Source organism: Escherichia sp. WS1118, assembly GCF_046487695.1.
Lineage (GTDB): Bacteria > Pseudomonadota > Gammaproteobacteria > Enterobacterales > Enterobacteriaceae > Escherichia > Escherichia coli.
On the sequence record NZ_JBJQIZ010000019.1, the window covers coordinates 38009 to 63215 of the forward strand.

28 protein-coding genes and 1 pseudogene are annotated in these 25207 nt (G+C 41.9%); 15 read left to right on the forward strand and 14 right to left on the reverse strand.

The genetic code is table 11. From position 1 onward, the window contains the following. Positions 1–121: 121 nt before the first annotated feature. The 9 genes from ACJHYO_RS22070 to ACJHYO_RS22110 all read left to right on the forward strand — a co-directional run bounded on the left by ACJHYO_RS22070 (position 122) and on the right by ACJHYO_RS22110 (position 4456). Positions 122–451, forward strand: a complete 330-nt coding sequence (locus ACJHYO_RS22070; protein ID WP_000855119.1) for a hypothetical protein — start codon at positions 122–124, stop codon at positions 449–451. A gap of 403 nt (positions 452–854) precedes the next feature. Continuing rightward, positions 855–1370: a J domain-containing protein gene (locus ACJHYO_RS22075; protein ID WP_001025393.1), complete on the forward strand. Its 516-nt coding sequence runs from the start codon at positions 855–857 to the stop codon at positions 1368–1370. 103 nt (positions 1371–1473) lie between these two features. After that, positions 1474–2016 (forward strand): hypothetical protein, encoded by a 543-nt coding sequence (locus ACJHYO_RS22080; RefSeq protein ID WP_001083904.1) that lies wholly within the window; start codon positions 1474–1476, stop codon positions 2014–2016. After that, a complete protein-coding gene (locus ACJHYO_RS22085) occupies positions 2013–2267 on the forward strand; it encodes a hypothetical protein (RefSeq protein ID WP_001230709.1) in 255 nt (84 codons plus the stop codon). Before ACJHYO_RS22080 ends, ACJHYO_RS22085 begins: the two co-directional genes overlap by 4 nt. After that, positions 2264–2506 carry a hypothetical protein gene (locus ACJHYO_RS22090; RefSeq protein WP_000151456.1) on the forward strand — a complete coding sequence of 81 codons (243 nt, stop codon included), beginning with the start codon at positions 2264–2266 and terminating at the stop codon, positions 2504–2506. Before ACJHYO_RS22085 ends, ACJHYO_RS22090 begins: the two co-directional genes overlap by 4 nt. Before the next feature lie 220 nt (positions 2507–2726). Then, a complete protein-coding gene (locus ACJHYO_RS22095; RefSeq protein ID WP_154101533.1) occupies positions 2727–2945 on the forward strand; it encodes a hypothetical protein in 219 nt (72 codons plus the stop codon). A gap of 131 nt (positions 2946–3076) precedes the next feature. Beyond that, positions 3077–3370 (forward strand): hypothetical protein, encoded by a 294-nt coding sequence (locus ACJHYO_RS22100; protein WP_000673428.1) that lies wholly within the window; start codon positions 3077–3079, stop codon positions 3368–3370. A 493-nt stretch (positions 3371–3863) separates the two neighbouring features. Further along, the gene (locus ACJHYO_RS22105; RefSeq protein WP_000513532.1) at positions 3864–4112 is read left to right on the forward strand and encodes a type II toxin-antitoxin system HicA family toxin; all 249 of its coding nucleotides are present in this window, start codon (positions 3864–3866) and stop codon (positions 4110–4112) included. Beyond that, the gene (locus ACJHYO_RS22110) at positions 4109–4456 is read left to right on the forward strand and encodes a type II toxin-antitoxin system HicB family antitoxin (RefSeq protein WP_000681609.1); all 348 of its coding nucleotides are present in this window, start codon (positions 4109–4111) and stop codon (positions 4454–4456) included. The genes ACJHYO_RS22105 and ACJHYO_RS22110 overlap by 4 nt, the downstream gene beginning before the upstream one ends. An 87-nt stretch (positions 4457–4543) precedes the next feature. Here ACJHYO_RS22110 and ACJHYO_RS22115 read toward each other — a convergent pair whose 3' ends face one another. Further along, on the reverse strand, positions 4544–4987 hold the full coding sequence (locus tag ACJHYO_RS22115; RefSeq protein WP_023223351.1) for a hypothetical protein: 444 nt from the start codon (positions 4985–4987) through the stop codon (positions 4544–4546). 240 nt (positions 4988–5227) lie between these two features. Between ACJHYO_RS22115 and ACJHYO_RS22120 the strand changes: the two genes are divergently transcribed. Next, entirely contained in the window at positions 5228–5665 is a 438-nt protein-coding gene (locus ACJHYO_RS22120; protein ID WP_104773485.1) for a type II toxin-antitoxin system HicB family antitoxin, read from the forward strand. A gap of 130 nt (positions 5666–5795) precedes the next feature. Here the strand turns inward: ACJHYO_RS22120 and ACJHYO_RS22125 are convergent, their stop codons facing one another. Genes ACJHYO_RS22125 through ACJHYO_RS22140 form a run of 4 tightly spaced genes read right to left on the reverse strand, consistent with a single transcriptional unit; the run spans position 5796 to position 8136 of the window. Continuing rightward, positions 5796–6236: a hypothetical protein gene (locus ACJHYO_RS22125; protein ID WP_052993860.1), complete on the reverse strand. Its 441-nt coding sequence runs from the start codon at positions 6234–6236 to the stop codon at positions 5796–5798. A 19-nt stretch (positions 6237–6255) separates the two neighbouring features. Next, positions 6256–6963, reverse strand: a complete 708-nt coding sequence (locus ACJHYO_RS22130) for a hypothetical protein (RefSeq protein ID WP_000108796.1) — start codon at positions 6961–6963, stop codon at positions 6256–6258. Between the two features lies 1 nt (position 6964). Beyond that, complete coding sequence (locus tag ACJHYO_RS22135) at positions 6965–7717, reverse strand: conjugal transfer protein TraL (protein ID WP_000797966.1); 753 nt, start codon at positions 7715–7717, stop codon at positions 6965–6967. Positions 7718–7734: 17 nt separating this feature from the next. After that, positions 7735–8136, reverse strand: a complete 402-nt coding sequence (locus tag ACJHYO_RS22140; protein WP_104773484.1) for a zinc transporter — start codon at positions 8134–8136, stop codon at positions 7735–7737. Positions 8137–8505: 369 nt separating this feature from the next. On the opposite strand from ACJHYO_RS22140, the gene ACJHYO_RS22145 reads away from it, so the two are divergent. The 4 genes from ACJHYO_RS22145 to ACJHYO_RS22160 all read left to right on the forward strand — a co-directional run bounded on the left by ACJHYO_RS22145 (position 8506) and on the right by ACJHYO_RS22160 (position 15818). Beyond that, positions 8506–8847 carry a plasmid mobilization protein gene (locus ACJHYO_RS22145; protein WP_000725934.1) on the forward strand — a complete coding sequence of 114 codons (342 nt, stop codon included), beginning with the start codon at positions 8506–8508 and terminating at the stop codon, positions 8845–8847. Further along, the gene (locus ACJHYO_RS22150; RefSeq protein ID WP_104773483.1) at positions 8844–13154 is read left to right on the forward strand and encodes an LPD7 domain-containing protein; all 4311 of its coding nucleotides are present in this window, start codon (positions 8844–8846) and stop codon (positions 13152–13154) included. Before ACJHYO_RS22145 ends, ACJHYO_RS22150 begins: the two co-directional genes overlap by 4 nt. Before the next feature lie 220 nt (positions 13155–13374). After that, complete coding sequence (locus tag ACJHYO_RS22155; protein WP_049589868.1) at positions 13375–15000, forward strand: phosphoethanolamine--lipid A transferase MCR-1.1; 1626 nt, start codon at positions 13375–13377, stop codon at positions 14998–15000. 71 nt (positions 15001–15071) lie between these two features. Next, positions 15072–15818, forward strand: a complete 747-nt coding sequence (locus ACJHYO_RS22160) for a PAP2 family protein (protein ID WP_063101822.1) — start codon at positions 15072–15074, stop codon at positions 15816–15818. Here ACJHYO_RS22160 and ACJHYO_RS22165 read toward each other — a convergent pair. The 8 genes from ACJHYO_RS22165 to ACJHYO_RS22200 all read right to left on the reverse strand — a co-directional run bounded on the left by ACJHYO_RS22165 (position 15799) and on the right by ACJHYO_RS22200 (position 23897). Next, complete coding sequence (locus ACJHYO_RS22165) at positions 15799–16239, reverse strand: hypothetical protein (protein ID WP_000666084.1); 441 nt, start codon at positions 16237–16239, stop codon at positions 15799–15801. The two genes, ACJHYO_RS22160 and ACJHYO_RS22165, sit on opposite strands and share 20 nt — an antisense overlap. 345 nt (positions 16240–16584) lie before the next feature. Beyond that, the gene (gene hha / locus ACJHYO_RS22170; protein WP_000850854.1) at positions 16585–16791 is read right to left on the reverse strand and encodes a hemolysin expression modulator Hha; all 207 of its coding nucleotides are present in this window, start codon (positions 16789–16791) and stop codon (positions 16585–16587) included. 68 nt (positions 16792–16859) lie between these two features. Continuing rightward, positions 16860–19025 carry a type IA DNA topoisomerase gene (locus ACJHYO_RS22175; RefSeq protein ID WP_063078686.1) on the reverse strand — a complete coding sequence of 722 codons (2166 nt, stop codon included), beginning with the start codon at positions 19023–19025 and terminating at the stop codon, positions 16860–16862. Between the two features lie 4 nt (positions 19026–19029). Next, the gene (locus tag ACJHYO_RS22180; RefSeq protein WP_001303470.1) at positions 19030–19605 is read right to left on the reverse strand and encodes a hypothetical protein; all 576 of its coding nucleotides are present in this window, start codon (positions 19603–19605) and stop codon (positions 19030–19032) included. 169 nt (positions 19606–19774) lie between these two features. Next, the gene (locus ACJHYO_RS22185) at positions 19775–21451 is read right to left on the reverse strand and encodes a PcfJ domain-containing protein (RefSeq protein ID WP_000289347.1); all 1677 of its coding nucleotides are present in this window, start codon (positions 21449–21451) and stop codon (positions 19775–19777) included. A gap of 94 nt (positions 21452–21545) precedes the next feature. Then, the gene (locus tag ACJHYO_RS22190; protein WP_000698398.1) at positions 21546–22061 is read right to left on the reverse strand and encodes a thermonuclease family protein; all 516 of its coding nucleotides are present in this window, start codon (positions 22059–22061) and stop codon (positions 21546–21548) included. 46 nt (positions 22062–22107) lie between these two features. Beyond that, a complete protein-coding gene (locus tag ACJHYO_RS22195; protein ID WP_015387348.1) occupies positions 22108–22761 on the reverse strand; it encodes a hypothetical protein in 654 nt (217 codons plus the stop codon). 11 nt (positions 22762–22772) lie between these two features. Then, positions 22773–23897, reverse strand: a complete 1125-nt coding sequence (locus ACJHYO_RS22200; RefSeq protein WP_000486719.1) for a site-specific integrase — start codon at positions 23895–23897, stop codon at positions 22773–22775. A gap of 639 nt (positions 23898–24536) precedes the next feature. Between ACJHYO_RS22200 and ACJHYO_RS22205 the strand changes: the two are divergent. Next, positions 24537–24758 (forward strand): annotated as a pseudogene (locus ACJHYO_RS22205) (shufflon system plasmid conjugative transfer pilus tip adhesin PilV); the annotation flags it as partial. A 151-nt stretch (positions 24759–24909) separates the two neighbouring features. On the opposite strand, the gene ACJHYO_RS22210 reads toward ACJHYO_RS22205, so the two are convergent. Continuing rightward, positions 24910–25207, reverse strand: a 298-nt coding sequence (locus tag ACJHYO_RS22210) for a hypothetical protein (RefSeq protein ID WP_410232572.1), incomplete at its 5' end; no start/stop codon positions are given.

Consider the following 25207-nt stretch of genomic DNA (forward strand, 5'->3'; position numbering starts at 1 on the left):
AAGTAAATTGCTGTTTTCAGGCAATAAATCTTGATAATACATCTAAATAGATGTATTATTATTTCATCGAAAGGGGATTGGCTCCTTTCCTTCTTAAGTCCAAACGGACAGGAGATTTAAAATGAAAACATTGACTTTTAATAACGGCACTGTTTCTGTTGGCGATGTGTTTGTATCTTCCTGGGGATATGAGCAAACGAACGTTAATTTCTACCAGGTTATTTCTGTTCATGGCAAAAAAACCGTAACTGTTCAGGAGATTCGCGCTTCAGTTCATCGGACTCATTCAATGAGCGGATATAAGACCCCATTACTTAATGATTTCTGTGGTGAGCCATTAAAACGGCGAGTGCGTGATTATTACAGTACGCCAGCAATTGAAATTGAGGAATTCGAAACAGCATATAAAGGATCACCGGAAGAAAAACACGAGTTCACATCATACTACTAAGAAAATAGTTGCAGGGGGTATCCCCTGCAACCATGTTAAAAATGTTAATAGTAGTAGTATTTACCCAGGGGGTTTTAGTATGAATGATGGGGTAAAACTCCGTCCTTCAGGGCGTGGAGAATGCCGGGCTAATGCAGCAATGTAATGTTGCGCCCGTAGCTCGCTGACGCTCACACACGCAGTACAGCGCCGCGCTTCGGGGCGATGTGGCCCCGCTGCTCCCTGGTATTTTCTTTCGCCCCTTCTATCCGCTGACGCGGATTAAGAAACGAGCAAATCATCAAGTAAATTGCTGTTTTCAGGAAATAAATCTTGATAATACATCTAAATAGATGTATTATTGTTTCATCGAAAGGGGATTGGCTCCTTTCCTTCTTAAGTCCAAACGGACAGGAGATTTAAAATGAATATCCAGGAAGCATTAAACGTTTTTGGATTATCCGGCGAATTAACTGAAAAAGATATCAAAGCAGCATACAGAAAAGCCGCTTTAAAATATCATCCAGATCGTAACCCGTTAGGGGCTGAACTGATGAAAGCGGTAAATGCAGCTTTTGATGTCTTGATGGCAAATATTGATAAAATAAATCAGTTCCAGAGCGCTGATGAACATGCACGATATAATTACGGTGATGACCTGGAAAAAGTATTAAACGTTCTTTCTGGTTTATCTGGTCTGGTATTTGAAGTGATAGGTAACTGGGTATGGATTAGTGGAGAAACTATTACACATAAGGAAACTTTAAAAGAAATCGGGTGTAAATGGGCGGCAAAGAAAAAACAATGGTTTTATCGTCCAGACGAACATAAAAGTTACTGGAATCGTGAAGAACACACGATAGAAGAAATCCGCGCAAAATACGGTACAACCGGACAGCGCAGGGCGACAGGGTGGCAACGCGTGGAAACCAGAGCGTAACCAGAACGGGGGCGAGAAGCCCCCGATATCATACCAGCCCGTCTTTTGGGGCATCGAACCCAAAAAGACGGGAACAGCAGCCACGTAGCAAAAAGGGAAACAGATGAACTCTTTTTTTGAACAATATCACCCTGTCTTTGAAGTTGTCTGCCGTATCCTGGGGAACGGCTGGCGCGTGAACAAACTTGATGATTGTCCGTCTCGTATAAAACTGACGTCACCGCAGTTTAAAAATTACTCTGTGCATATTCGGATGGAAAAAGACCGATTTTCTGTTGTGGGGAGTGTGGATAGTCGTTCCTGGAGTAGTCCGTATCATGTTTGTACGTTATCCAGGAAGCGGAATCCCGTTGATATAGCAGCCAATATCGAGCGAAAAATTTTGCTAAATGCTTCGCAGGAGGTGTTACAGGCGATTGAGTATGAGAAACGCCAGGCGGCAAAAAAGGACGAAATTCTGATCCTGAAAGGTATGTTATCGCAACTTGTCCAGCTTGAAAGCTGGTATGGGGCATTGACAGGCTTTAAAGCTGAAAATGGATTGAACGGTAAAGTCACCGAGCAGGGCGAGCGTTATGATTTGCAGATTAGGGGTTTGAGTATAGATCAACTTGTTAAAATTACAGGATATTTGAAACAGTTATGAGAAAAAATAAAGGGCGATTGACTTATTATCTTGAAGTGATTGATAAAAAATACCATTTTGTAAAAAAAATAAGCAGTTATTCAAAGGAGTTCACTGACGGAAAAACAAAAAGAACAAAGAGAACGTTAAGTGAGCTGGTTTTTAATGAAAGTGAGGTCGAGGCAATAGACTTTACAAAAAATGGTTTAAGACCTGTTGATAAGAATATTCTCTTAACTATGGTGAAAGAATATAAGGAGAGTGATGCATGACTATTGAAAATACACCGGAAAACATAAAGAAATTACGTAAAAAAATTGGCCTTACCCAGACAGAGTGCGGTGAGATTTTTGGCGTAGGCTTAAGTACATGGCAGAAAAAAGAAGCTAAAACCCACAACCAGCTTAATTTATCGAAAGGTGAATTTGAGTACCTGTTATTACTTGCAGGGGAGCACCCTGAATACGTCCTGCATAAAAAAGCTGAATCCCGCTCACCGGAGGAACCGTGAGCGAGAAGAAAAACACCACGACGCAGAAATCTAAGATATACAGTGTAAAGGTTTATTTGTCTTTACATTGTAATTGTTCTTTGTCTTTACACAGTGTGTGTTTGTAACAGGGCGACTTTACATAATTGCGATTTTGCCTGGTGTGTTGTTGCGCCCGTAGCTCGCTGACGCTCACACGCGCAGTACAGCGCCCCGCCCTGCTGCAATGCACCAGGACGGCGTGAACTCGCTGGCGCTCGCGCTAACTGCGGCATTCTGCGGCGCAAATCAGCATGATCATAGCCTGTTGGTCTGTTCTGGCTTTGCAGGGCGAAGGGATGGCCCTGTGCATCCTGGTATGTTCGTCAGCGGCTGCGCCGCGCTTCGGGGCGATGTGGCCCCGCTGCTCCCTGGTATTTTCTTTCGCCCCTTCTATCCGCTGGCGCGGATAAAAAAATGAGCAAACCATCAAATAACTTGCTGTTTTCAGGCAACAAATCTTGATAATACATCTAAATAGATGTATTATTGTTTCATCGAAAGGGGATTGGCTCCTTTCCTTCTTAAGTCCAAACGGACAGGAGATTTAAAATGAAATTCACTTCAACCACGAATCATGTTTTCACATTCGAACGAGTAACGCTTTGCACGATTGTTCTTATTCATAAGGATACGGGACAACAGTATGTTGTCATATTTACGGATAACAATAAAATTCGTGACTATAAGACCGGAATTGTTTCTCAGTTTGGTGAACTTAAGCAGAGTGATATTGATTTAATTCTTTTCTATCGGGACGAATATGAAAAATATTTTGACTCGTTAAATAATGGCGAGGAGTATTTGAGTTTTAAAGAATATATCGGATGTATAAGGGGAAAATAAATTATGAAAGGTGTGATCAGGTTGCTGGAACAACCTGATCACGTTATCGACAATCAAAACTGAATGAGGTTTTTAAATGTCAACGCGGCAGATCGTACAGCTTGCTGACTCCCTTGTCAAAGGCTGGGAAACCAGAATTCCGGCAATGACGTGCACGGAGTGGGATCAATTCCGGTGGTGGTTAAACTACCTGCAAGGGTATGAAATGTTTTAAATAACCGGGATAAATTCATATATGGGGAGAGTGTCATGCTCTCCCTTTCTTATTGTGTAAGCGAGTTGTATTACATATTTAGCTTTACGTTGTAAAGATTTTATTCGTTGTCTTTACAGTGTGGTGCGTTTTCCGGCGGTTGCGCTGCGCTTAGGGGTATGTGGCTTCGCTGCTCCCTGGTATTTTCTTTCACCCTCCTATTTGTCCGATGACTTTTGACAACAACGCTATTTGTAACTATAATTAGTTGCATGTTGGCAAGGGATGGGATTATAGCGTATGGGGAAAGCAGATAAGCTACTGGCAAAATTTTTAAACAGTAAAAAAACGTTTGAATGGGATGAACTCGTTGTTTTGTTTTCTTCTCTAGGATATGTCAAAAAGGAAATGCAGGGATCAAGAGTGCGATTTTTCAATGCTGAAATTAATCACACAATATTAATGCATCGCCCACATCCAGAAAGTTATATTAAAGGTGGAACGCTGAAAGCTATTAAACAGAACTTGAAAGAGGCTGGGGTTTTATGAAACATTTAAAATATAAAGGATATTTAGGTACGGTTGAGCCGGATTTTGAAAATAATATCCTGTATGGAAAGCTGGCATTTATTCGTGATCTGGTGACTTATGAGGCAGAAACATTGGCTGACCTGGAACGGGAATTTAAAACATCGGTTGATTTGTATTTACAGTCCTGTGTGGAGGACGGAAAGGAGCCTGACACGCCCTTTAAAGGTGTGTTTAACGTCAGGCTTGATCCAGAGCTGCATCGTCGGGTCGCTGAAATGGCGATGGAAGAAGATTTGTCGCTGAATGCCTTTGTCAATAAGGCACTGGAAAAAGAAGTCAGTCATCATCGCGCAGGGGCTTAATCGCCCCTTTTTGTTGCTCGCAGGCGTTGATGTTTCTTGGTATTACGGTGTAGTGTGTTGTATTTACAAACAATGCTTTACGGTGTATTACGATGCATACTCTTTAATTGCTTGCAATCTCTTTTCACGTTCGTTGCTTTGTTCAGCTTTTTTCAATTCACTGAATATGTACTCTTCATCTTTACCCGTGAGTTTTGAACCGGAGAGCAAGCGATTAACAACTTTACGTCGAATTGCAGGGTAATCTTTGGTTTTATCGAGTATGGACAATATGCGGTCACTACTAAGAATCTGGCCTTTCCCTGATTCCACATAATGTAGAAAAAATGCGATTGCGGACACGCCCAAAAGCACTGTAAGGACGGCTACACCATCAAGACGAAACTTTGATATAAAGGAATACGCGACCACTCCAATAATTGCTAAGCAGAGACATAAATAAATTAAGAGGTTTTTGTTGCGTTGTTTTTTTTGTGCGCGATCATGATCATCTATGATTGCCAGTATCTTTTCTGGAGTTGCTTGAGCCATTTTTTTTCCTTATCAGGGAGACGGAGTGTTCAATCATCTGGCTTTACAATGTAAAGCTGTGTTTGTCTTTACGGTGTAAATAATGAGATGTGCAGTTAAAAGTGTCAATCAGGTATCATATAGTAAAACACTATATGATTTTTCTGTAATAGGCTTAAAAAATTCTCGCTTACATTGTAAAGGTCTTTGTGTCTTTACAGTGCACCACGTTGTAAATCACTGCCTTCTGTGGAGATAATCATGTTTTTTTCTGTTGGTGTCGAAACACCGAAAGATGATCAGACTGCATACGGCATCACTGTTCCGGCTTTTGATTGTTTTGATTTTGGATGTGTTTCTGCTGCTGATTCTCAGGCAGAAATACCCGCAATGGCGCGTGAAGCGATATTAGCAATCGTGGAAGAGATGGTAATAAGCGGCGCTCATTCTGTTGATGATATTCATGATGAAGGGTGTTTGACTTATTCCGCCAACCCAAATTATAACCACTGTGATAGCTGGTTTGTAATTGATGTTGATTTGTCAGAAATTGAGGGCAAACAACAACGTATTAATATTTCATTGCCTGATGTATTGATTCGTCGTATTGATGGATATGTGAGAGAAAGTGGTGGCGTATACAAAGATCGTAGCCATTTTCTGGCTCAGGCGGCACGTCATGAACTTGCATATAAATAAAACTATCCCCGCGTTGTGCGGGGATTTTTTTTGATAGCTAACCGCTCGCCGCAGTCCAGCGACCGAGCATAGCGAGCGAGTGACGAGGAAGCGGAAGATCCACCGTTGCCAGGAGAAAAGCAGGTACGCACTATGCATCCTTCCCTGATGATGCTTTTACAGCCAGACAAGCCTCTTCGATAACCCACTCAACAGCGTCTTTCCATGCTCCGGTTTCGACTGGCGGATTCTCACGCTTTACCTGTTCATAGAAACGCACTGCTTTAATCAATCCTTCTGGTGTCAGTGGCACAGGCTGGGCCGTGAATAACGCCTGAATTTCATAGTTCGGCCTGTCGTTGCAATCCTCTTTTGTCGGTACATATTTCCAGTCACCAACCCACGGCTCCCCCTGAGAGTCCGTAACGCCTTTTTTCACGTAGCGATATCGCCATGCTACCGGCTCTGCTTCCAGCGATGCCAGAGCAATTTCATAAGCCCGGCGCTCAATATTGTCTCGCACGTCCAGGCTGCCAATTCGCTCTCTGATTTCTTTAATTAGTTCTTTGTCCTCGTCGGTAAAAGTGGTCATTAGGGACTCCTTTTCATATTTATGGTTTTCTTGAATCAATTTCTTCTAGTTTGAGTTTTATATTTTGCTGGTCTGATTTTGGTAATTTTCTCATGCTCTCTTCAGTTATTTTTTTCATATCAAGAAATGCTCTTGCATAGAAGCGCAGACTTGCCTCCTTTTCATGTTGTGCAACATACCAGGTTGCGCCAGAAAATGCCGCAGACAGGCATAATGTGCACAGAGCACAAATTGCAATGGCTGTTCTTGTACTGAAGGGCTTTACAGCCTTAGATAATGAATTCAACTTTTCTTCATATAATTTGTTGTTTTTTTCCTGGTTGCGTTTAATTCCAGATATGAGTTCAATAATATCATCTGTTAATTTTTCTTTTACCTCAACGCTTGTTTCTTTTAGATCGTTTTTTCCCTCTTCTACTTTTTCTTTTATTTCATTATCCAGATCGCCGCACGTCTCAACGATATTTTTGAATCTTTGAATATAGTCATTTTCTACAGATGAAACGACCTGTCTGAAGCCTTCAGACAGGGCTGTGAAGTTAGCTTGTAACTCATTGCTGAATTTTTTCTGTATCTTTTGGTTTAGAAAAATCAATGAAATAACTGGATCATCTTTAGATATTTTATGCCCTGTCTCCTTGAATACATCAACAATAAAATTATCAATATCTTCACTGGAAACAGCCTTTTCAGGCTGTTTTAATTCTGGCTGATTAACTGTACTCATATTATTCACCGTGTTCATCGTCATAGATGCTATCTAATTGTTTGTAAATGTCATTGAAGACTCGTTTTAATCGTGATTTAGCCATTAATCCAAAATGGTCAGACTCAAGAGCTTCTTTCAGTGTTAGTGATTTTTCTGTTAGCTCTTTGATGTCAGAGGCAAAGGCATCACTTTTTCTGTCCTGAATAACAACAACGCCAGCGATTACATCCTTGTTTTTTTCAATGAATTTAGTTTCTATCAATGGGATATTTTCAAGTGCTGGAATACCCTGAAATTCATTTATCCAGACAATAAGTTTTACCTTACTTCCTTTAACCAGTTCTTTCAGTTCTTCAAATCCCTGCAAGGTATCCGCAAGAGCTTGTCCACCAACGATAACAGTATGGATATAAACGTCTTGTTCTACATCTTCAAACATGTCCATAACACAGTTATCATTGAAATACTGAATTAACGGTAAAAATGTAGATGCGCCATTGTCAATAACAAAAGTATTCTGACTATTGGTCAGCATTGATTCGAACATTGGATCGAATTTGGATTGTATTACTTTGCTGTTTTCAGTGATTTGTATCAAATCTGCATTTAATCTTTTTACTTTAACCGTAGTTGTATTAACTGGGTCTGTGTCACCGACTACGATATTATCCATGTGATTTTCATCAATAAAGTATTGTGCCAGTATTGCGGTCGCGAATGATTTTCCAACACCACCTTTACCCTGAAGGATGAAATTGATTGAGTTTTTCATTTATAATGCTCCTTTACTTAAAGATATTTATTTATGAATTTTTCATTCGTAGCACTTGGATCGTGCTCTATTTCTTTTTTGTTCTCACTAATGTTTGAAAAAAAACCTTTTACCCCCCCTCTCGGTTCATCGTCTTTAGTTTCATTCTGATCAATTACATCTATGGTTTTTGCCTGTTCTTTTGGTTCAGTGCATTTTTGTCTTTTTTTAGCCCTCTCTGTCATATTTATATAAGTCTTTTGGGCTAGTTCTGTCTTGGTGTTGTTGTTTATGTAATCAGCTATTTGCTCCCATGTATAATATTTCTTTGCTTCAAGTATATTTTGCAAATACATATTGAAGACAGCCTGTTTTGATTTCGATTTTGTTTCGTTTATAGCCTCGCATATTGGAGATAATAAACTCTCGATCTTTTTCATTTGTTACATTTCCTCTCTCTCTCTACCTCCTACATTGGCATAATACCTTATTTAAAGCAATTTGCTCGCCGTTTGTGTGGGTGATTATGTGGGTTGTTTTGTGGGTTGTCAATGGGATTGTGGTCTTTTTTTGTGGGTTAAAGTGTGGGTGATTGTGTGGGCTGTGTGTTTTGAGTTGTGGGTTATTATGTGAGTCATTGTGTGGGCTGTATGCACAGCATTTTCTTGTTCTCCTAAAACACAGGCACGATAAGCTTTGTACACAAGCCCGTTCCGGCCATGTTACAATGCTTGTGCCAAAGGGGACGCCCCTTTGCAACCCCGAACGGCGCAGCCGTTCTAGTGCGGTTCTACGAACCTTGAGGACTTATGAAGAAAAAAGCCAACAAAAGTGTTCATGTGACATTCAGACTTACAGAAGAAGAGTATGCTCCATTTGACAGAGCAATCAGAGAGCTTGAAATTAGTAAGTCTGAATTTTTCAGGCTGCTTACTATTGGTAAAATAAAAAACTACACATCAGATAAACGCCATATCCCGGAATACAAACGGTGTCTTTCTCAGTTAAGTTGGGCTGGGAATAATATTAACCAGATAGCTCACCGCTTAAACTCAGATCATTTAAAGGGTATTATATCAGAGGCGCTTTATAAAAAGATTTTAAATGTGCTGATTGGTATTCGTGATCGTCTTCAGGAGATAGCCAAATGATTGTCAGATATGGTGGTGGTAATGACGGTATTGTTGATTACCTGATAAATGGTCGCAAAGCAGAACGTCAGTACACACGTGATGAACTTGATCATCGTGTTGTTCTTGATGGTGATCTCCAGACTACAGATAAGATTATCAATTCTATTGAAGACAACAAACAGGACCGTTATTTGCACATTACGTTGTCTTTTCATGAAAGTCACGTATCAAATGAAATGTTAAAGGCGGTTGTGGATGATTATAAAAAATTATTGATGAATGCTTATCATCCTGAAGAATATTCTTTCTATGCTGAAGCACATTTGCCAAAAATCCGGCATATTCAGGATAATAGTACAGGAGAGTTAATTGAAAGAAAGCCTCATATTCACATTGTCATTCCAAAGGTTAATCTAGTTACAGGAGATAAACTTGATCCTGTTGGCCTTATAGGGAAAGGTCATACTATCGAACAGCTAGATGCAATACAGGAGCATATTAATAATAAATATAATCTTGCCAGCCCGAAGGACTTTCCGAGAAAAAATAGCGATTATAGTGTTATTTTAAAGAGAGTAAAAGCAGATCTTGATGTAGAGCGTAATTCTGCATTTAAGAATGAATTGAATTATCGAATTGAAAAAGAAAAAGTAAGTGATTATGCTGTATTCAAACAGATTGTTGCAGAATATGGTGAGGTTAGGATAAGAAATGAAGGAAAGGCCAGTGAATATATTGCTGTTAAGTTACCGGGAGATAAAAAGTTCACTAATCTGAAAAGCCCGTTGTTTCGTAAAAACTATATTGAAGAGGGAAAGTTGACTCTTCAAAAACCTACGCCTAAGCAAATAGAAAAACGTCTCAATACCTGGGTAAACAAAACCAGTCACGAGATTAAACATGTTTTTCTCAACGCCAGCGTTCGTAAGGACTATACAAGTTTATCTGAAGCAGAGCAGATTGAATTTCTGAAAGAGAGGATAAAAGAATATGACTCAAGAGAAAAACTTAACGAAAGAAATTCTCAGCAAACGTCAGGACGAGCGGGAGGTTACAAGTCGTGTCCTAAAAAGTTTGCCAGAATCCGTCAATCTGAAGCAACAGTCGGATTGTCACGTATGCCCCAACGCGGTATGGTTTACGGAATCAATGGATTCACAAGACCCGACTCTGTCAGTGTATTGTCAGATATTTCGCAGCGTGATCTGGCAGAGCAATTATCGCAAAGAGAACATCCTGGTCAGGATGTGCGACGGGATTATGATAGACAATTCACAGAGTCAGGAATAAAAAGTCTTGAACGCTCTTCTTTTTTGTGTGAAACGATGTTTCAGACTCTGAATGAGGCGGCAGAGAAAAACGAAATTGCAACGATGGCAGAAATTCGCAGAAATATTGATCCTGTCAGGTTTCTGTCTTCTGCCGCCGAGCGTTTTAATATTATTCCAGCGCAGCATAAAATCAGAACAGCAAAGGACGGTTCCCCCCGGTTTTCTGTGGGGAATCGTAATATGAACGCATCTGATTTTCTGACAAAGCATATTAATCTTGCCTGGAAAGATGCGAAATCCTTTCTGCTTGAAGTTTATTCACAGCAGTTAGAAAACACGCCATATACGCGCTATCCAACCTACAGACGCCTTACGCATCATGAAGCCCGTGAGCGTCTTAACTCACTGAATTTATCGGAAAAAACATTACGAAATACTATCAGGTTTGAGCGTGGCAAGCTGTATAATGATCTGCGAGAGATGAGACGCGAGTTGAAGTTAATACCACGTGAACAGCGTGATATTGCCGTGGGTGTGATTGTTTACAAAAAACTAACCACACTTGAGCGTCTTTCTGAACTCGACACAGAGGGGCGACACATAATTCGTCAATATCATGCTGACTGGCATAAGGATAAAGATGAAATGAAAGCCCTTGAACGTCTCAAAAGCTATCTCAACTTCGATGAAATCAACGCCATTTCTGCTGACGAACCCGAACTTTCGCTTCAGAAAGCGGTGGATTCCCAGCGCCGCTTAGAAGAGGCGAAAAAGGTTAACTCCAAACTAAAAGATCTTGTGATGGATAAGCAGGATTCCAGGATTGTTTATCGCGATCAGGAATCGGAAAAGCCTGTCTTTACCGACAAAGGGAACTTTGTCGTTGCGGGTAAAAATCCTTCAAAAGAAGAGATCGGAATAATGCTTGAGTATTCCAGGGAAAAGTTTGGTGGTGTACTCAAACTTACCGGCTCTGAAGATTTCAAAAAAATGTGCGCTGAAGTTGCCGCAGAGCAGGACATGAAGATTATTTTACGCCCGGAGCAGTATCAACAGATGATGCTGGAATTAAAAGCAGAACTTCAGGGTAATAAGTTTGAGCAGGTGGAAACACAGGAAAATAGCCAGGAGTCCGAATCCAGAATAGAGAAAGGTGATGCATTGAAGGAACAGGCCACCGAACAGGAACAGGCTACAGAGCAGGCACAGGCTACAGAGCAGGCACAGGCTACAGAACAGGCACAGGCTACAGAGCAGGCACAGGCTACAGAGCAGGAACAGGCCACCGAACAGGAACAGGTCACCGAACAGGAACAGGCTACCGAACAGGAACAGGCTACCGAACAGGCACAGGCCACAGAGCAGGCACAGGCCACAGAGCAAGCACAGGTCGCAGCGCAGGCCACATCTTCATATGATCCTGGTGTTATTACCAGGGCAAACACCCTGGATTCACAGATGCTTAGTAAAGGCACAAATGGTGAATTTGGCTATTTGAAATCTCTGGATAGCGATGAAAATGAGATTTGGGAAGTGCTGGGACATGTACCTGGAGACAGCGATGATATTTTTGACGTTGCCAGTTTTGATAATGAAAACGACGCAAAAGAATTTTGCAAAATTGTGAATGAGTTAGGTATTGACAGAACACAGGCTCTGATTCAGGAGCAGCTTACTACTCAACACGATCAGGCTACTGCGCAGGTGCATAATAAACAGGAAATTTATTGTATAAACTTTAGTCGCTTCCATGATTTGAATGAAGGTATCGTCTTTCATTCTAAAGATGCGGCTATTCAGTGTTATGAGGAAAGCAAATCTTCTGCAATAGAAAAATATGAAAGCAATTATTTAAATGGTGATGGTTTTGATACTGTTGTGCTTATGTCTAAAACTGTCTCAACCGATGAATTATCCTCTTATCCAGAGGGGGCATTAGTAACGTTTGATAGGCCATTTGAAATAATTGCCAATTCATATGAAGAATACCGTACTCCAGTGTATGCGGTTTCTTTTTCGAAGGATGAGTTTAGTGAAGATATTAAGACTTTTGAGTCATTGCACGACGCATCTGAATATAAAAATAAGATGCTTCAGGAGCACGGGCTTAACCAGGATGATATCTTAATCACACCTGTAACAAGAGAAGAAATCGCCTTTAAAGGAATTAAGGACGCTGTTAATGACGCTAATATGGCAGTGATGGAACAGGCGGGGGATTCGTCCAGAGAATCACCAGAAGAGATACTCGCCAGTATTTCAGCTAACGAGCATATGATCTCCGGGCTTGAAAACTTCCTGGTTAAAGACCGTTCTCAGTTCAGTTCCTGCAATGGGGATATCGTTGTGGAGGCGGAAATTACCAGGGGGGAAGGTGGTCTTTATCACCTTGCGGTCGCTGGTAAGCATGGCTTAGAGCGTGGTGATGCAGTTGCCAGAGTGGATGTTACGGAGCAGCAATTTGCCGCGATCACTGGAAAAACACCTTCTGAAGTTTTAACGGGGGACCAAACATCGGCTCGTGTTCCGGTAATTACAGGTATCCATTTCAGTACAAGGGCTATTGAAAATGTGAATAAACTGGAACAACAGAAGGATTATGTCTATTTCTCAACACATGAAGGCCTGAATGCTGAAATAAAAGATTTCAGCTCTCTCAAGGATGCTATTGAGTGGGGCCGGGTTGAATGCGAGCTACATGATCTCAATAAGCGCGATACTGTCATTTATCGCGTCGAGTCTGAACATATTTCTCAGGGGATTGACGCTGTAATGAAAAATGCTGAACGCGTGGAGCGTCATGAAATTGAGAAAGCACAGGGACGGGATTGCACGCCGGAAGACGGCAAGATTCTTGAGGCAATTGATCGCTTTGAGGACAAGTTCAGAGGGGAAGGACTGAAGTTCGAAAGGGAGAAGGCCGAATCCGATTTGCTTAATCACGGATTCACTCGTGAAATGGCAGAAGATGCTCTTGGAAAACAATTTGTCCAGGCCAGAGAAGAACATCTGGAATTGCAGCAACAGCGTGACAATTCACAGGACATGCACTAATTAAGAAAAAAGCCCGGTTTTCGGGCTTTTTAAGATACAAATTATAAATACTCTCAAGTGTATATTCAGTATGGGATTGCGCAATGATTGCCTAATAAAATTTCTGAAATATTTCTGTATCGCATAATTTTTTATATCAGATAAATTGTACTGGATTTCTTAAAAAATTGCAGTATAATTGCCGCAATTATCACACCGTTTATTTTTTGAGTAGTTTCTCATGATGCAGCATACTTCTGTGTGGTACCGACGCTCGGTCAGTCCGTTTGTTCTTGTGGCGAGTGTTGCCGTTTTCTTGACCGCGACCGCCAATCTTACCTTTTTTGATAAAATCAGCCAAACCTATCCCATCGCGGACAATCTCGGCTTTGTGCTGACGATCGCTGTCGTGCTCTTTGGCGCGATGCTACTGATCACCACGCTGTTATCATCGTATCGCTATGTGCTAAAGCCTGTGTTGATTTTGCTATTAATCATGGGCGCGGTGACCAGTTATTTTACTGACACTTATGGCACGGTCTATGATACGACCATGCTCCAAAATGCCCTACAGACCGACCAAGCCGAGACCAAGGATCTATTAAACGCAGCGTTTATCATGCGTATCATTGGTTTGGGTGTGCTACCAAGTTTGCTTGTGGCTTTTGTTAAGGTGGATTATCCGACTTGGGGCAAGGGTTTGATGCGCCGATTGGGCTTGATCGTGGCAAGTCTTGCGCTGATTTTACTGCCTGTGGTGGCGTTCAGCAGTCATTATGCCAGTTTCTTTCGCGTGCATAAGCCGCTGCGTAGCTATGTCAATCCGATCATGCCAATCTACTCGGTGGGTAAGCTTGCCAGTATTGAGTATAAAAAAGCCAGTGCGCCAAAAGATACCATTTATCACGCCAAAGACGCGGTACAAGCAACCAAGCCTGATATGCGTAAGCCACGCCTAGTGGTGTTCGTCGTCGGTGAGACGGCACGCGCCGATCATGTCAGCTTCAATGGCTATGAGCGCGATACTTTCCCACAGCTTGCCAAGATCGATGGCGTGACCAATTTTAGCAATGTCACATCGTGCGGCACATCGACGGCGTATTCTGTGCCGTGTATGTTCAGCTATCTGGGCGCGGATGAGTATGATGTCGATACCGCCAAATACCAAGAAAATGTGCTGGATACGCTGGATCGCTTGGGCGTAAGTATCTTGTGGCGTGATAATAATTCGGACTCAAAAGGCGTGATGGATAAGCTGCCAAAAGCGCAATTTGCCGATTATAAATCCGCGACCAACAACGCCATCTGCAACACCAATCCTTATAACGAATGCCGCGATGTCGGTATGCTCGTTGGCTTAGATGACTTTGTCGCTGCCAATAACGGCAAAGATATGCTGATCATGCTGCACCAAATGGGCAATCACGGGCCTGCGTATTTTAAGCGATATGATGAAAAGTTTGCCAAATTCACGCCAGTGTGTGAAGGTAATGAGCTTGCCAAGTGCGAACATCAGTCCTTGATCAATGCTTATGACAATGCCTTGCTTGCCACCGATGATTTCATCGCTCAAAGTATCCAGTGGCTGCAGACGCACAGCAATGCCTATGATGTCTCAATGCTGTATGTCAGCGATCATGGCGAAAGTCTGGGTGAGAACGGTGTCTATCTACATGGTATGCCAAATGCCTTTGCACCAAAAGAACAGCGCAGTGTGCCTGCATTTTTCTGGACGGATAAGCAAACTGGCATCACGCCAATGGCAACCGATACCGTCCTGACCCATGACGCGATCACGCCGACATTATTAAAGCTGTTTGATGTCACCGCGGACAAAGTCAAAGACCGCACCGCATTCATCCGCTGATTTCTCCCTGTATTTTTTCCAAACCCACCGCACACTCCATTCGTATTATGGGCGGTGGGGTGGGGTTTGTTATGCCGTATTTATCAAATAAACGCCTACTTGCTGAGATGAGTATCGCTCTTGTCATGGCGATCGTTGCCACGCTGACCCTTGAGCACAGTCAGATTGATCTGATGGTCGCTGATTGGTTTTATCTGGGTATGGGGCATTGGATGGTTGCCAAGCAAGCTTTTTTGCCAGATTTGCTACTGTATTCTGGACTAAAAAAGCTGCTGATGGCGATGCTGATCTACTTGCTGGTTGCGACCATTTGCCGTGCTTATCATGAGAAAAAGGGCAATGCTATCACTGCCAAGTGGCTTGTCCCAGTGACAAAATTTCGCGTGCGTGAGCTTGCGTATCTGGTGCTGACTTTGATCCTAGTGCCGACAGTTGTCGCGTCATTGAAGGCATATACTCATGTGGTCTGCCCTGTGCATTTGACGATTTTTGATGGTACGCTGCCGTATTTGCCGATGCTTGATAGTATGCGTAACACCATTCCTGATAAGTGCTTTCCTGCGGCGCATGCCAGTAGCGGATTTGCGCTGTTTGCCTTTGCGTTTGCGCCAAGTTTGCGCCGCCGTCGTGGTGCGATCATCATCGTGGTGATGGCATTGGGCTGGGCGATGGGCTGCTATAAGATGATTATTGGCGATCATTTTTTGAGCCATACGGTGGTGTCGATGATGCTTGCGTGGGCGATGTCGGCAGGGCTTGCGTGGGTGTTTTTTAAGAAGGGTGAACAAGGAAAAAAAATCAACCCCAAACAGAAATAACAGCTACAAAAATGGACAGTAATAATGCAATAAAAGTAATGTTGAGCCATATGTTGGACGAGTCTTTTAAGACTAATGAGGCTGTTAATGCCATTGTAATGAAACTAATGATAATAATGGCTGCAAATAAATATTGTACAATGTTTTTTATTGTACTTGGTTGCTCCCCAATTCTTTCTCTGTAATTTGCATCAACATTAGATATCCATTGAAGTAATAGAGCAATAAAACAGCCTACTCCGCAAACGGTGAATTGCACAGACGTCGGGTTTGAATCAAACAACGAGATCGCTAAGTTATATAAGTATACCGCGCCTGAAATCACCCCGACAACTAAAATAGAGATGAGTATAATCCGAAGAACTAATGTATTGCTTTCCTTTAAGGAATATATTAAAGCCGCTTTTTCGTATTCTTTCATGATTTAATCCAGTCTATAAGTATAAGAACCAACAAAACTGTCCAGGATTCATTTTCTGTGAGCATATGAAATCCCATCCAGAGTGATGATACTGGCAGAAACACGCCCACAGCCGGAATTATTAGTCTGGCGGAGAATATCCTTATCAGGAGTATCAATAGTGATAAGAACAGAAAAAGAGTGATCATGTGGAAAAACATTCACATCACCTATAACACTATTAAGATAGCCTGCCAGATATCCATTTCAGACAGGCTATATACAGGGTTCAATTCATTCTATGAAAGGTGTATAGGGATTGCTGATGTTTGTGTCGATCAAAAATCTAATATTAATAGATGAGAACTAATATACATATTTCCAGACGGATGGGGGGATTTTATCGTAGAGTTTATTCATTGTGAGTTCTGCAAGCCTGTGATCGGCGGCGGCATTAAACGACTCAAGCTCAGAAGGAGGGAGGCTGTTTTGGTTTTTTTCAATAATCTTTTCAAGTGTGTCGAGTGTTGAGCAACGTCTTAACTGAAAGAGCCAGTCTTGTTTTGTTTTCATTGTACAATTCCTGAAGAACATCCTTGTCCTATAGTAGCTACAACGATGTTTGATTTCTACTGCTGGATTTATTTCTTACTTTTTTGTGTAAACTCAAATCCCAGTTTCCCGGTTGCTTTGTCAACCAGTTTTACTTTTGCTGAAAATTCTTTGTTTGTTTTTTGACTAATGAAACCTTTCAATTCACTTGTAACTCCTTTTGTTATTAACGTTTCAATTTGTTTATCGGTTAATGATTTGCCGCAGAAATCTTTCCATATCTTAAATTCACATCCTGTACAGGAATAGCTTTTTGGCCTGATAACAATCTGTTTACCACAGGAAGGACAAGGAGAGGACAGGCGTTGTGACTGACCAGACGGCGCGCTGGGGGAAACTTTTATTTCAGCACTGTTCGCATTACTGATCATCGGTATCAGATCATTGTACAGTTCGTCAACGAACTGTTCGATGGTCATTTCTCCGTTTTCAATGAGTGTCTGTTTTTCCGCCCATAATGCCGTCATATCTGGATTAACAGCTATATCCGGCAGAGCATCAATAAGCGCATACCCGGTATCTGTCGGAATAAGTTTTCCTTTTTCCAGGGTGATATAGTTCCGTTTTTTCAGTGTTTCCAATATGGAAGCCCGCGTAGCTGGCGTACCAATACCGCCATGTTCGTCTTTTTTATCCCGATCTTTATCCTTCAGTAACTTTTTAATCACTGGATCAGTGACAAAATCTGCGACACGAACAAGCGCGGCAAGTAAAGTGGCTTCGGTGAATAATGGCGGTGGCGTTGTTTTCTTCTCATTCACAACCACTTCTTTTGTCGTCACTGTTTCTCCTGTGCGAATTTTACAGAGCAGATCAAAAGCGGAATCATCATTTTCGGCTTCTGATTCCTCATCCCCGGTATTTTCCTCACCAAGAAACGCTTCAAATCCGCTGTCTGTTGTTTTCCTGGCACGGGCATAAAACGACTCATCACCACACTGAATGGCAACGGATACTTCCTGGTATGTTTTTTCAGGCATGAACTGAACAAGATAGTGTTGTGCGATTGCCAGGTAAACATTGCGCTCGTCACTGCTCAGCGCGTTTACATCCGGTACGTTAACGGTCGGGATTATCGCCGTATGCGCAGTCACTTTCGCACTGTTAAACGCCTTGCTTTTACGTGTCGAATCAACGTCCAGTGGCTGATCGAATACTGACTTCAGGGCATCGAGAACCTGTGGTGCTTCGCTGAATTGTTCATCAGAAAGATATGAGCAATCTGAACGGTTGTAAGTAATTGCTTTGTATTTTTCACGTAGCTGCTGTGTGATATCCAGCGTTTGTTGTGCCGTCATTTTGAACTTCTTGTTCATGTACTGCTGAAGCCGGACCAGGTTAAAGGGCAATGGCGCAGCCGTTTTTTTATCGTCTGTTGCTGCTGCTTCAACTGTCGCTGGTTTTCCTGCAAGGGAAGCCGCTGCTCCATTCGCCCACGCCTTATCAAGTAATTTACGGTCTGTCAGTGGTGCGAACTCACCAGGTTTCCAGTTCGCCCTGATAACATCAACGCCGCGTTGAAAATGCCCGGTCATGGTGTAGTAGAAACTGGATTTATGATTCTTGTTGGCACGGGTGCGATTTACTATCAGGCCAAGAATAGGCGTCTGAACACGCCCGACCGAAAGTGTCCCTTTATAGCCTTTAGCCCGTGCCGGGATCGTATAAGCACGCGTCATGGATAAACCGTATATCGCGTCGGCTACAGAACGCGCCAGAGCCTTGAGATAGAGTCCTCTGAAGTCACGGTTATTTTTGGGATTTGCCAGTGCCTTTTTCACTGCCGGAAGGGTGTTGTCGTTGATCAGAACGCGCTTAACGGGTTTTGTGTTGCCTGCATATTCCAGGACCTCATCGACAAGTAGCTGTCCTTCGTCATCTGGATCGCCAGCATGAATAATTTCGGTCACATCGGCACGCCTGATAAGCTCAATAATCGTTTTAACTTGTTTTGCGGCGCTTTCTACTGGCTGGTATTTTACGGGATAAAGACGCAAAGGGAGTGTTTCAATCTTCCACTCTTTGTATTCAGGATTATAGTTTTCGGGGGGCTGTGATTCGATAATATGACCAAAACAGTTAGTCACAATAGTATTATCACTTTCAAACCAGCCATCATGACGGGTAAAATTGCCACCAAGCGCCTTAACAATATCATTCGCTACTGCGGGTTTTTCTGCGATAAAAAGTTTCATTTTGTTATCCTTTACATTGAATTAATCTTTTGGCACAACGGATAGCACGTTCTTCTGATACTGCCTGTTGCCAGTTATCTTCACTTACTGGATGTCTGAATCTGCGTTCACAGCCATTAAAAGCAAAAATCCCCTCACGGTTAAGTATATTAGTTGCAATATCCTGGTCTTTAATTCTCAAAAAGGCTGTTACGGCAAAACCAGAATACGAAGAAATTTTTGAAATGATGCATTCATCAGCTTTTATTAACGCGGCAAAAGGAACTATCTTTTGATGACCACACGAAATCAGAGGGAGTGTGTGAATATCATAATAAGCTATTGAATGACAATCCATGCGGGTATCATCAATAGCTGCCAGCCAGAATCCTGTCTGGTCTTTTATTTTTCTGCTAATATCTGAATCTGAAACACCAGGATTTAATAAATATCCACCATAACAGACATGGAAGGGGTGAGCAGATTCATCAATATCAGGAAGTTCTTTTACCGGATTTTCTTTCCAGTCCTTCAGAACACCGAATTCAAGAGCATCCAGCAAAAACTTTCGTTCAAATCCATCAAGCAATGCATATTGCATGTTAAACCTCTCAAAGAAGCTCTGATTTGTTGACCTCATGGTGAACCAGTTCACCATTGCGTAAGACAAACAGGTAAGAAAACTTTCTTTCCTTATCTTTCAGTCAGTTTTTGTATTCAGAAAGAATAAACACCCAGTCATCGGTGCTGTAATGAGATGCGATGACTCATTATCTTTTTAGTGATGAGTTGATTATTTTTAAAATATGCCTGCCTTTAATTAGCATGTTTCTGGAAACAGCCTGATTACGAATACCTCTCATCTGGTCAAACTGATAGGTTAAATCATGTTCTTTTCGTGAAAGTCCAAGAGTGGCTCTTTCATTATCCATCAGGACTGAAATTGCAATATATTCTCCAGATGCACACCAGTCTGCATAACTGGCAACGCAATGTTCCATCTCCTGACCTTCCTGACACAGAGCATCAAATGTAATTAATTCATTTACACCGTTATCAACTTTCTGCCAGTTTATCCCAGTTCCTTTCCATTTTGGGATTACGGGAATAACGTTATTCTTCACTTGTCGCGTCCATTCATCAGATAGTCTCCAGAAAGAAGGCCACTCCTGGTTTTTATGAATTAACCGTTCTTCTGCTAACAACCAGTCAATTGCATGACACAACTGATTCGTTTCCATTTCCCAGCGTGATGTTTGCCTGGATTCAGTATTACGGTCATAAAAGCCAATGTTTTTAAATAAATCACGATGATATTCTAGCCATTTTGAGCATATACGATAAATATCATTTTCTTTTTCTGAGTAAGCTCGAATGCTAATATAATCGATAATCCAGTAAATTGCTCTCACAGGATAGTTCTTGATAAGTGGATGGCGTAATAATCTGACTGTAAATCTGAATGATGCATTATCATGTTTATCATTTAAAGCATATACTAATGACAAACTAACATGTCGTAAACTTCTGAACTCACCATAACTAAGTTTGCAGGGAAAACTGATTTTTTCATATAACTCTTTTGTCTTTCCAGATAGTATAAACTGACCATTTTTATGTTGTTGTCTTAGACGACCAACCATAGGCCACAATCCGAAAAAATCCATATCATTCACAATATGGATTCGCTTTGAAAAATCCAGATAGTCCTCAAATAATGCCTGACGAATTGAATTGTAAGCTATCGAACAATGTGAAGCTCTGGCATATTGTGCAAATATCTTTTTATCTACCATTATCCATATAGCTTTACTCAATGCTTTTGAAGCATTAAATTCATTATCCACCCCTATAATTTTTAATGCTCTCTGATAAATTTTGTTTTTTATCTCTGCGAGTAAAATATGTCTGCTGATATATCGTGTATTATAGGGGTAGTTGAATGATGCTATTTTACCAAGGCAATGAACAATGTCATGTATTCCATACTCATATGAGTAATATACATTGGATGGATATAGTGTGGAAATATAACGACTCTCACTGTTTTCCTCTTCCTCTCCAATGCGTAACAAATAGAGTTTGTCTTCAATTGAATATCCAGCCTCAATCAATGATTTGATGATGTAGCTAATCGCATATTTTAACCAGTCGTCCATGTCGTATGCAGATTTTTTAGACCAGAATAAAAAAATCTTACCAGGAAATGAATTTCTTCTGGTCCATACCCCAGTGTGCTTATCTCTTAGCTTGTATCCCCACAAAGTGATTTTGTTATTCTTTTTGTTTTTTCTAATACGAAAAACGCCACAAATGATAATGGAGATGTACTTTTCATTCTCCTCTGTTTTTACAAGACGAAGCCCCCCTGTATTTTGATAGATTTTAAAAACATCATGCAACGTAAGAATATTATTGTCCCTTGTCTGTTGATTAATTACATACATGCCGCCCCCTGTTAAAAAGAAGCCTTTAATATTGCACAAAGATAAAAAGACAGAATCATGGCAAACCAAAAGAAGAATGCATTTTCTTGCCCCCTTAATTTCTGATACGCCATTCCCACGGTGGAACCGGATTTGCATCGGCCCACAAACCACGTTTTTGTTCCTGCGCTTCCCGTTGCAGAGCCGGTAATGACTCATCCACGTTGTAACGTTCATATACCCATGCAGCGCCAGACTGAACCATAAAGCGGCTGGCATCCGTGCCGTTCGTCGTGAACACATGACCGATAATGCGTCCGTAGCGGTCTTTATGTGAATAAGAGACTGTCACCTGTTTACCTGCAACCAGAGTTTTAAGCTGACTAGTTGACCAGCGTCCAAAAGGTTGTTTCTTTTCAGGGGCATCGATGTTTATCAATCGGACTCGGATCGGAACTTCATACACAACAATTTTTGCGGGTAGTGTTTTAATTTCTATGGTGTCGCCATCGAGAACGCGAATAACTTTCCCCTGAAGAATTTTCTGGTTAAATGTATAAGGTATTCCACCTGCATTTGCAGACTGAAAAGCGGTAAGCAGATAAATAAATATTGTTAATAAGATTTTCATAAAAGATTAACGTTAATTTGTCTGTGCAATGGATAGAGCGTTATTCTTATTTTCTTCCTGCCGCTTCATCGAAAAATGATGATTTTCCTACTGCTGCGGCATCATACTGAAATGAATATCCAAAATCATCGTCATGCTCAAAACCTGTATTTTCTCCATTTTTTAGTCTGGAAAGAATAATCTCAAGTTGACTGATTATATCTTCCCTTTCACTATGACGAGTGCCTTGTAAGAGAATAGTTACTTGTTGCAAAGGATATGCATGTTCAATCCATGCCTGGCTAGGTCCAGAGTGCGTTGTATATAAATTTTTTTGTGCCAAAATATTATTCAGAAAACAGTTTGAATCATCATTGGAATAAATTTCTTTAATATTGTTGATGTTGGATGTTAGTTTTACAAGTTGGAATGGTGGAGAATTTTTGTCTTCATTGTTGTCTCCTTTATCGTATTCTGGAAACACAATTAACAAAGGTGCACCATTAGTTCTCTTCATAAAACGGGTTACTAGCCGCCCAATATATTTATTGGACATATGCTGTTCTATGTCCAGGACAGCATATTCCTCCGCTGGGAACATTTTGTTTTTTTCGATGGATTTAATTTTTCTGGTAAGATGAATGTTTCTGATAAGCAAACCTACTATCAGGAAGTAAATAAATATCCAGAATAAAAAATCACTCTGTAGTTGTTCTATCATAAGTGAATCCTCTAATTTGTTAATGGACAAATCATTACCCGTTCATCAATGTTTGTAGGAAGTTCGCCAGGAGTAGGGACGCGTTCTCCTCGCTGGGCGGCTTGTGCCAGTGTTCGTAGCAGCAACACGCTGGCATGAAATATGGCCTGTTCTTTTGTGGCTGCGCTTGTTTCCAGGTCGAAATCACTCAGAGTCACAACGACTTGCCCGTTTCTGTTCTCGACCGTTGCCGGGTAGGGAACAAAATAGGGAGCGATTTTGCTGGTTTGCTTGCGTCGGGCATCGAGTTTACTGACAAGTTGATAAGCCCGAAGGTGTGTGTATCGTTTCAACATGTTCAGGGAGCGATGGCCTGAAATCGCGGCAACTTCAATGACATTCAATGTACCAAGTTCGAAAAATCGGCTGATAGCCTCATGACGGAGGTCATGAAAATGCAAGTTTTCTATCTTCAGTTCCTGAAGTGCTGTTCGCCAGGCACTTTTGAATCCCGAAGATGTATAAGAAAAAATATTACCGTTAAGCTGTATTGGCAGCATTTGCAGGTAACTACGGGCTTTCCTGGATAGCGGAACATCGCGTGGAGCACCATTTTTGGTTGTTGGAAGATGAGCTACCCCATGTTGCAGATCGACGTGTTCCCAACGCAATGACAAGATTTCACCTTGTCGCATTGCTGTTTCCAGCGCCAGATGAAAAATGACGTAAAGAGCCTGGTTTTTTTCTTTGAAATACCGCGAAAGTCGGCGTTCTTCTCCTGAAGTCAGGCGACGATCGCGCCCGCTACTGATTTTGGGTTTTCTGACCAGTTCGACAGGATTCATGCGGCATGTTCCCCATTCCACACGGGCGATATTGAATAATGATGACAACAGGGCAAGTTCAAGACGGACGGTGTTTCCGGTTATTTGACGCCCCGTTCGGGGGTTAATTTGCGCCAACCGTTGATCCCGATAATTGGCAATATCAACAGTGGTAATGTCATCCATATAGCGTTCAGCAATAGGGTGACGTTTAATCACATTTACGCGATAAAACTCCTGTAGATGACCTTTTTTGTGGATGGATACTGTCTTCAGGTATTTGTCCAGCGCCCGGCTGATTGTCATTTTGCGAATTTTGATTTTCTGAAACATATCCCCTCCAGACAAAAAAGGGGGGAAGGTAGAGATTCTTGCTTCGAAATGCAATATCACCGTGCCAATCCGGTACGTGGAGAAGGGCATCAGGTAGCACTGTTCTGACAGGAAAAATAGCAAATGGACAACAGATCCCATTGCCATCTGGTTTTTCTGCCAGCCAGTGTACCTGGAGTGTCAGTAATGCAGAAAATCCGCACGGGTGGAAGCCGAATTATTTTGCGGGGTCAGTTGCAACCTATGATGCCAATCGAATTGTGAAATGCGGCTTCTATGACGAATACAACTTTTATGGCGGTACTCACCGAACTGACCTGTCGGGGAAATGTAGTTACATCGTGGTTTGCCAGTGATAAGTATCGTCACTGGCAAATGGCGTAAACTGTAATTGAACCATTTTGATCTTCGGTCGTGTCGCAACTGGCAGTCCATGCATTGTTGCCTGAAGGCATGGAACGCGTGAGCCATATAAATCCGGTATTTGATCTGCATTGACCGCCTCCACCAATGACTTTCTTGCCAGATGGACATGTTGCCGTTGCTCCAGGCCAACGCCACGCAGTAGCTGAAGCGGTAACAATTTGGCTATCACCTGCGCCAATTTTTTTCCACGTACCGGATTGGCACGGAGGCCAGTGCCAATCCGGTGTGTGGAGGGCATTAGGTGGAAAGCTCAAGATTACTCAACTTTCCAGCACTGGTTACTTGGGGCAATTTGACTTTTGTGCCATTGCCAGAATGGGAAATGCTGAGGATTCTCATTACTGCCAGGTAGTCGAGAGTCCATCTGGTTCACGAAAATGGTACAAATACGAGCACAAGACAGGTTGTATTGCGTCCTGTGTAACTCTCAATTAAGTTTGGTATCCAAATACTGAAAATACCCCTGAGCCACAAGAGTAGTTTTGGGCCGGATAAGAGGTGATCTGATAAGTTGCGCCAGCAGGGACAGCAAAAGAGATGAATGCTGTCTTCCCATAAGATGGGTTGTTGCTCGCATTTGTGCTAATCAATGCCCCTGCAACGTATCCCTGCAATCTGGATGTGTTAGCGCAATCTCCCCCGGCGGAACCACCATTCCCTCCAGAGGCGTAAACAAACAGCGTACCACTTCCTGTATTGCGACCAGTAAATGATCCTCTGTGTGATCCAAGATTACTGTAACTACCGTTAGAGGAACCGGAAGTTCTCCACACACCGGATTGGCACGGTGATATTGCATTTCGAAGCAAGAATCTCTACCTTCCCCCCTTTTTTGTCTGGAGGGGATATGTTTCAGAAAATCAAAATTCGCAAAATGACAATCA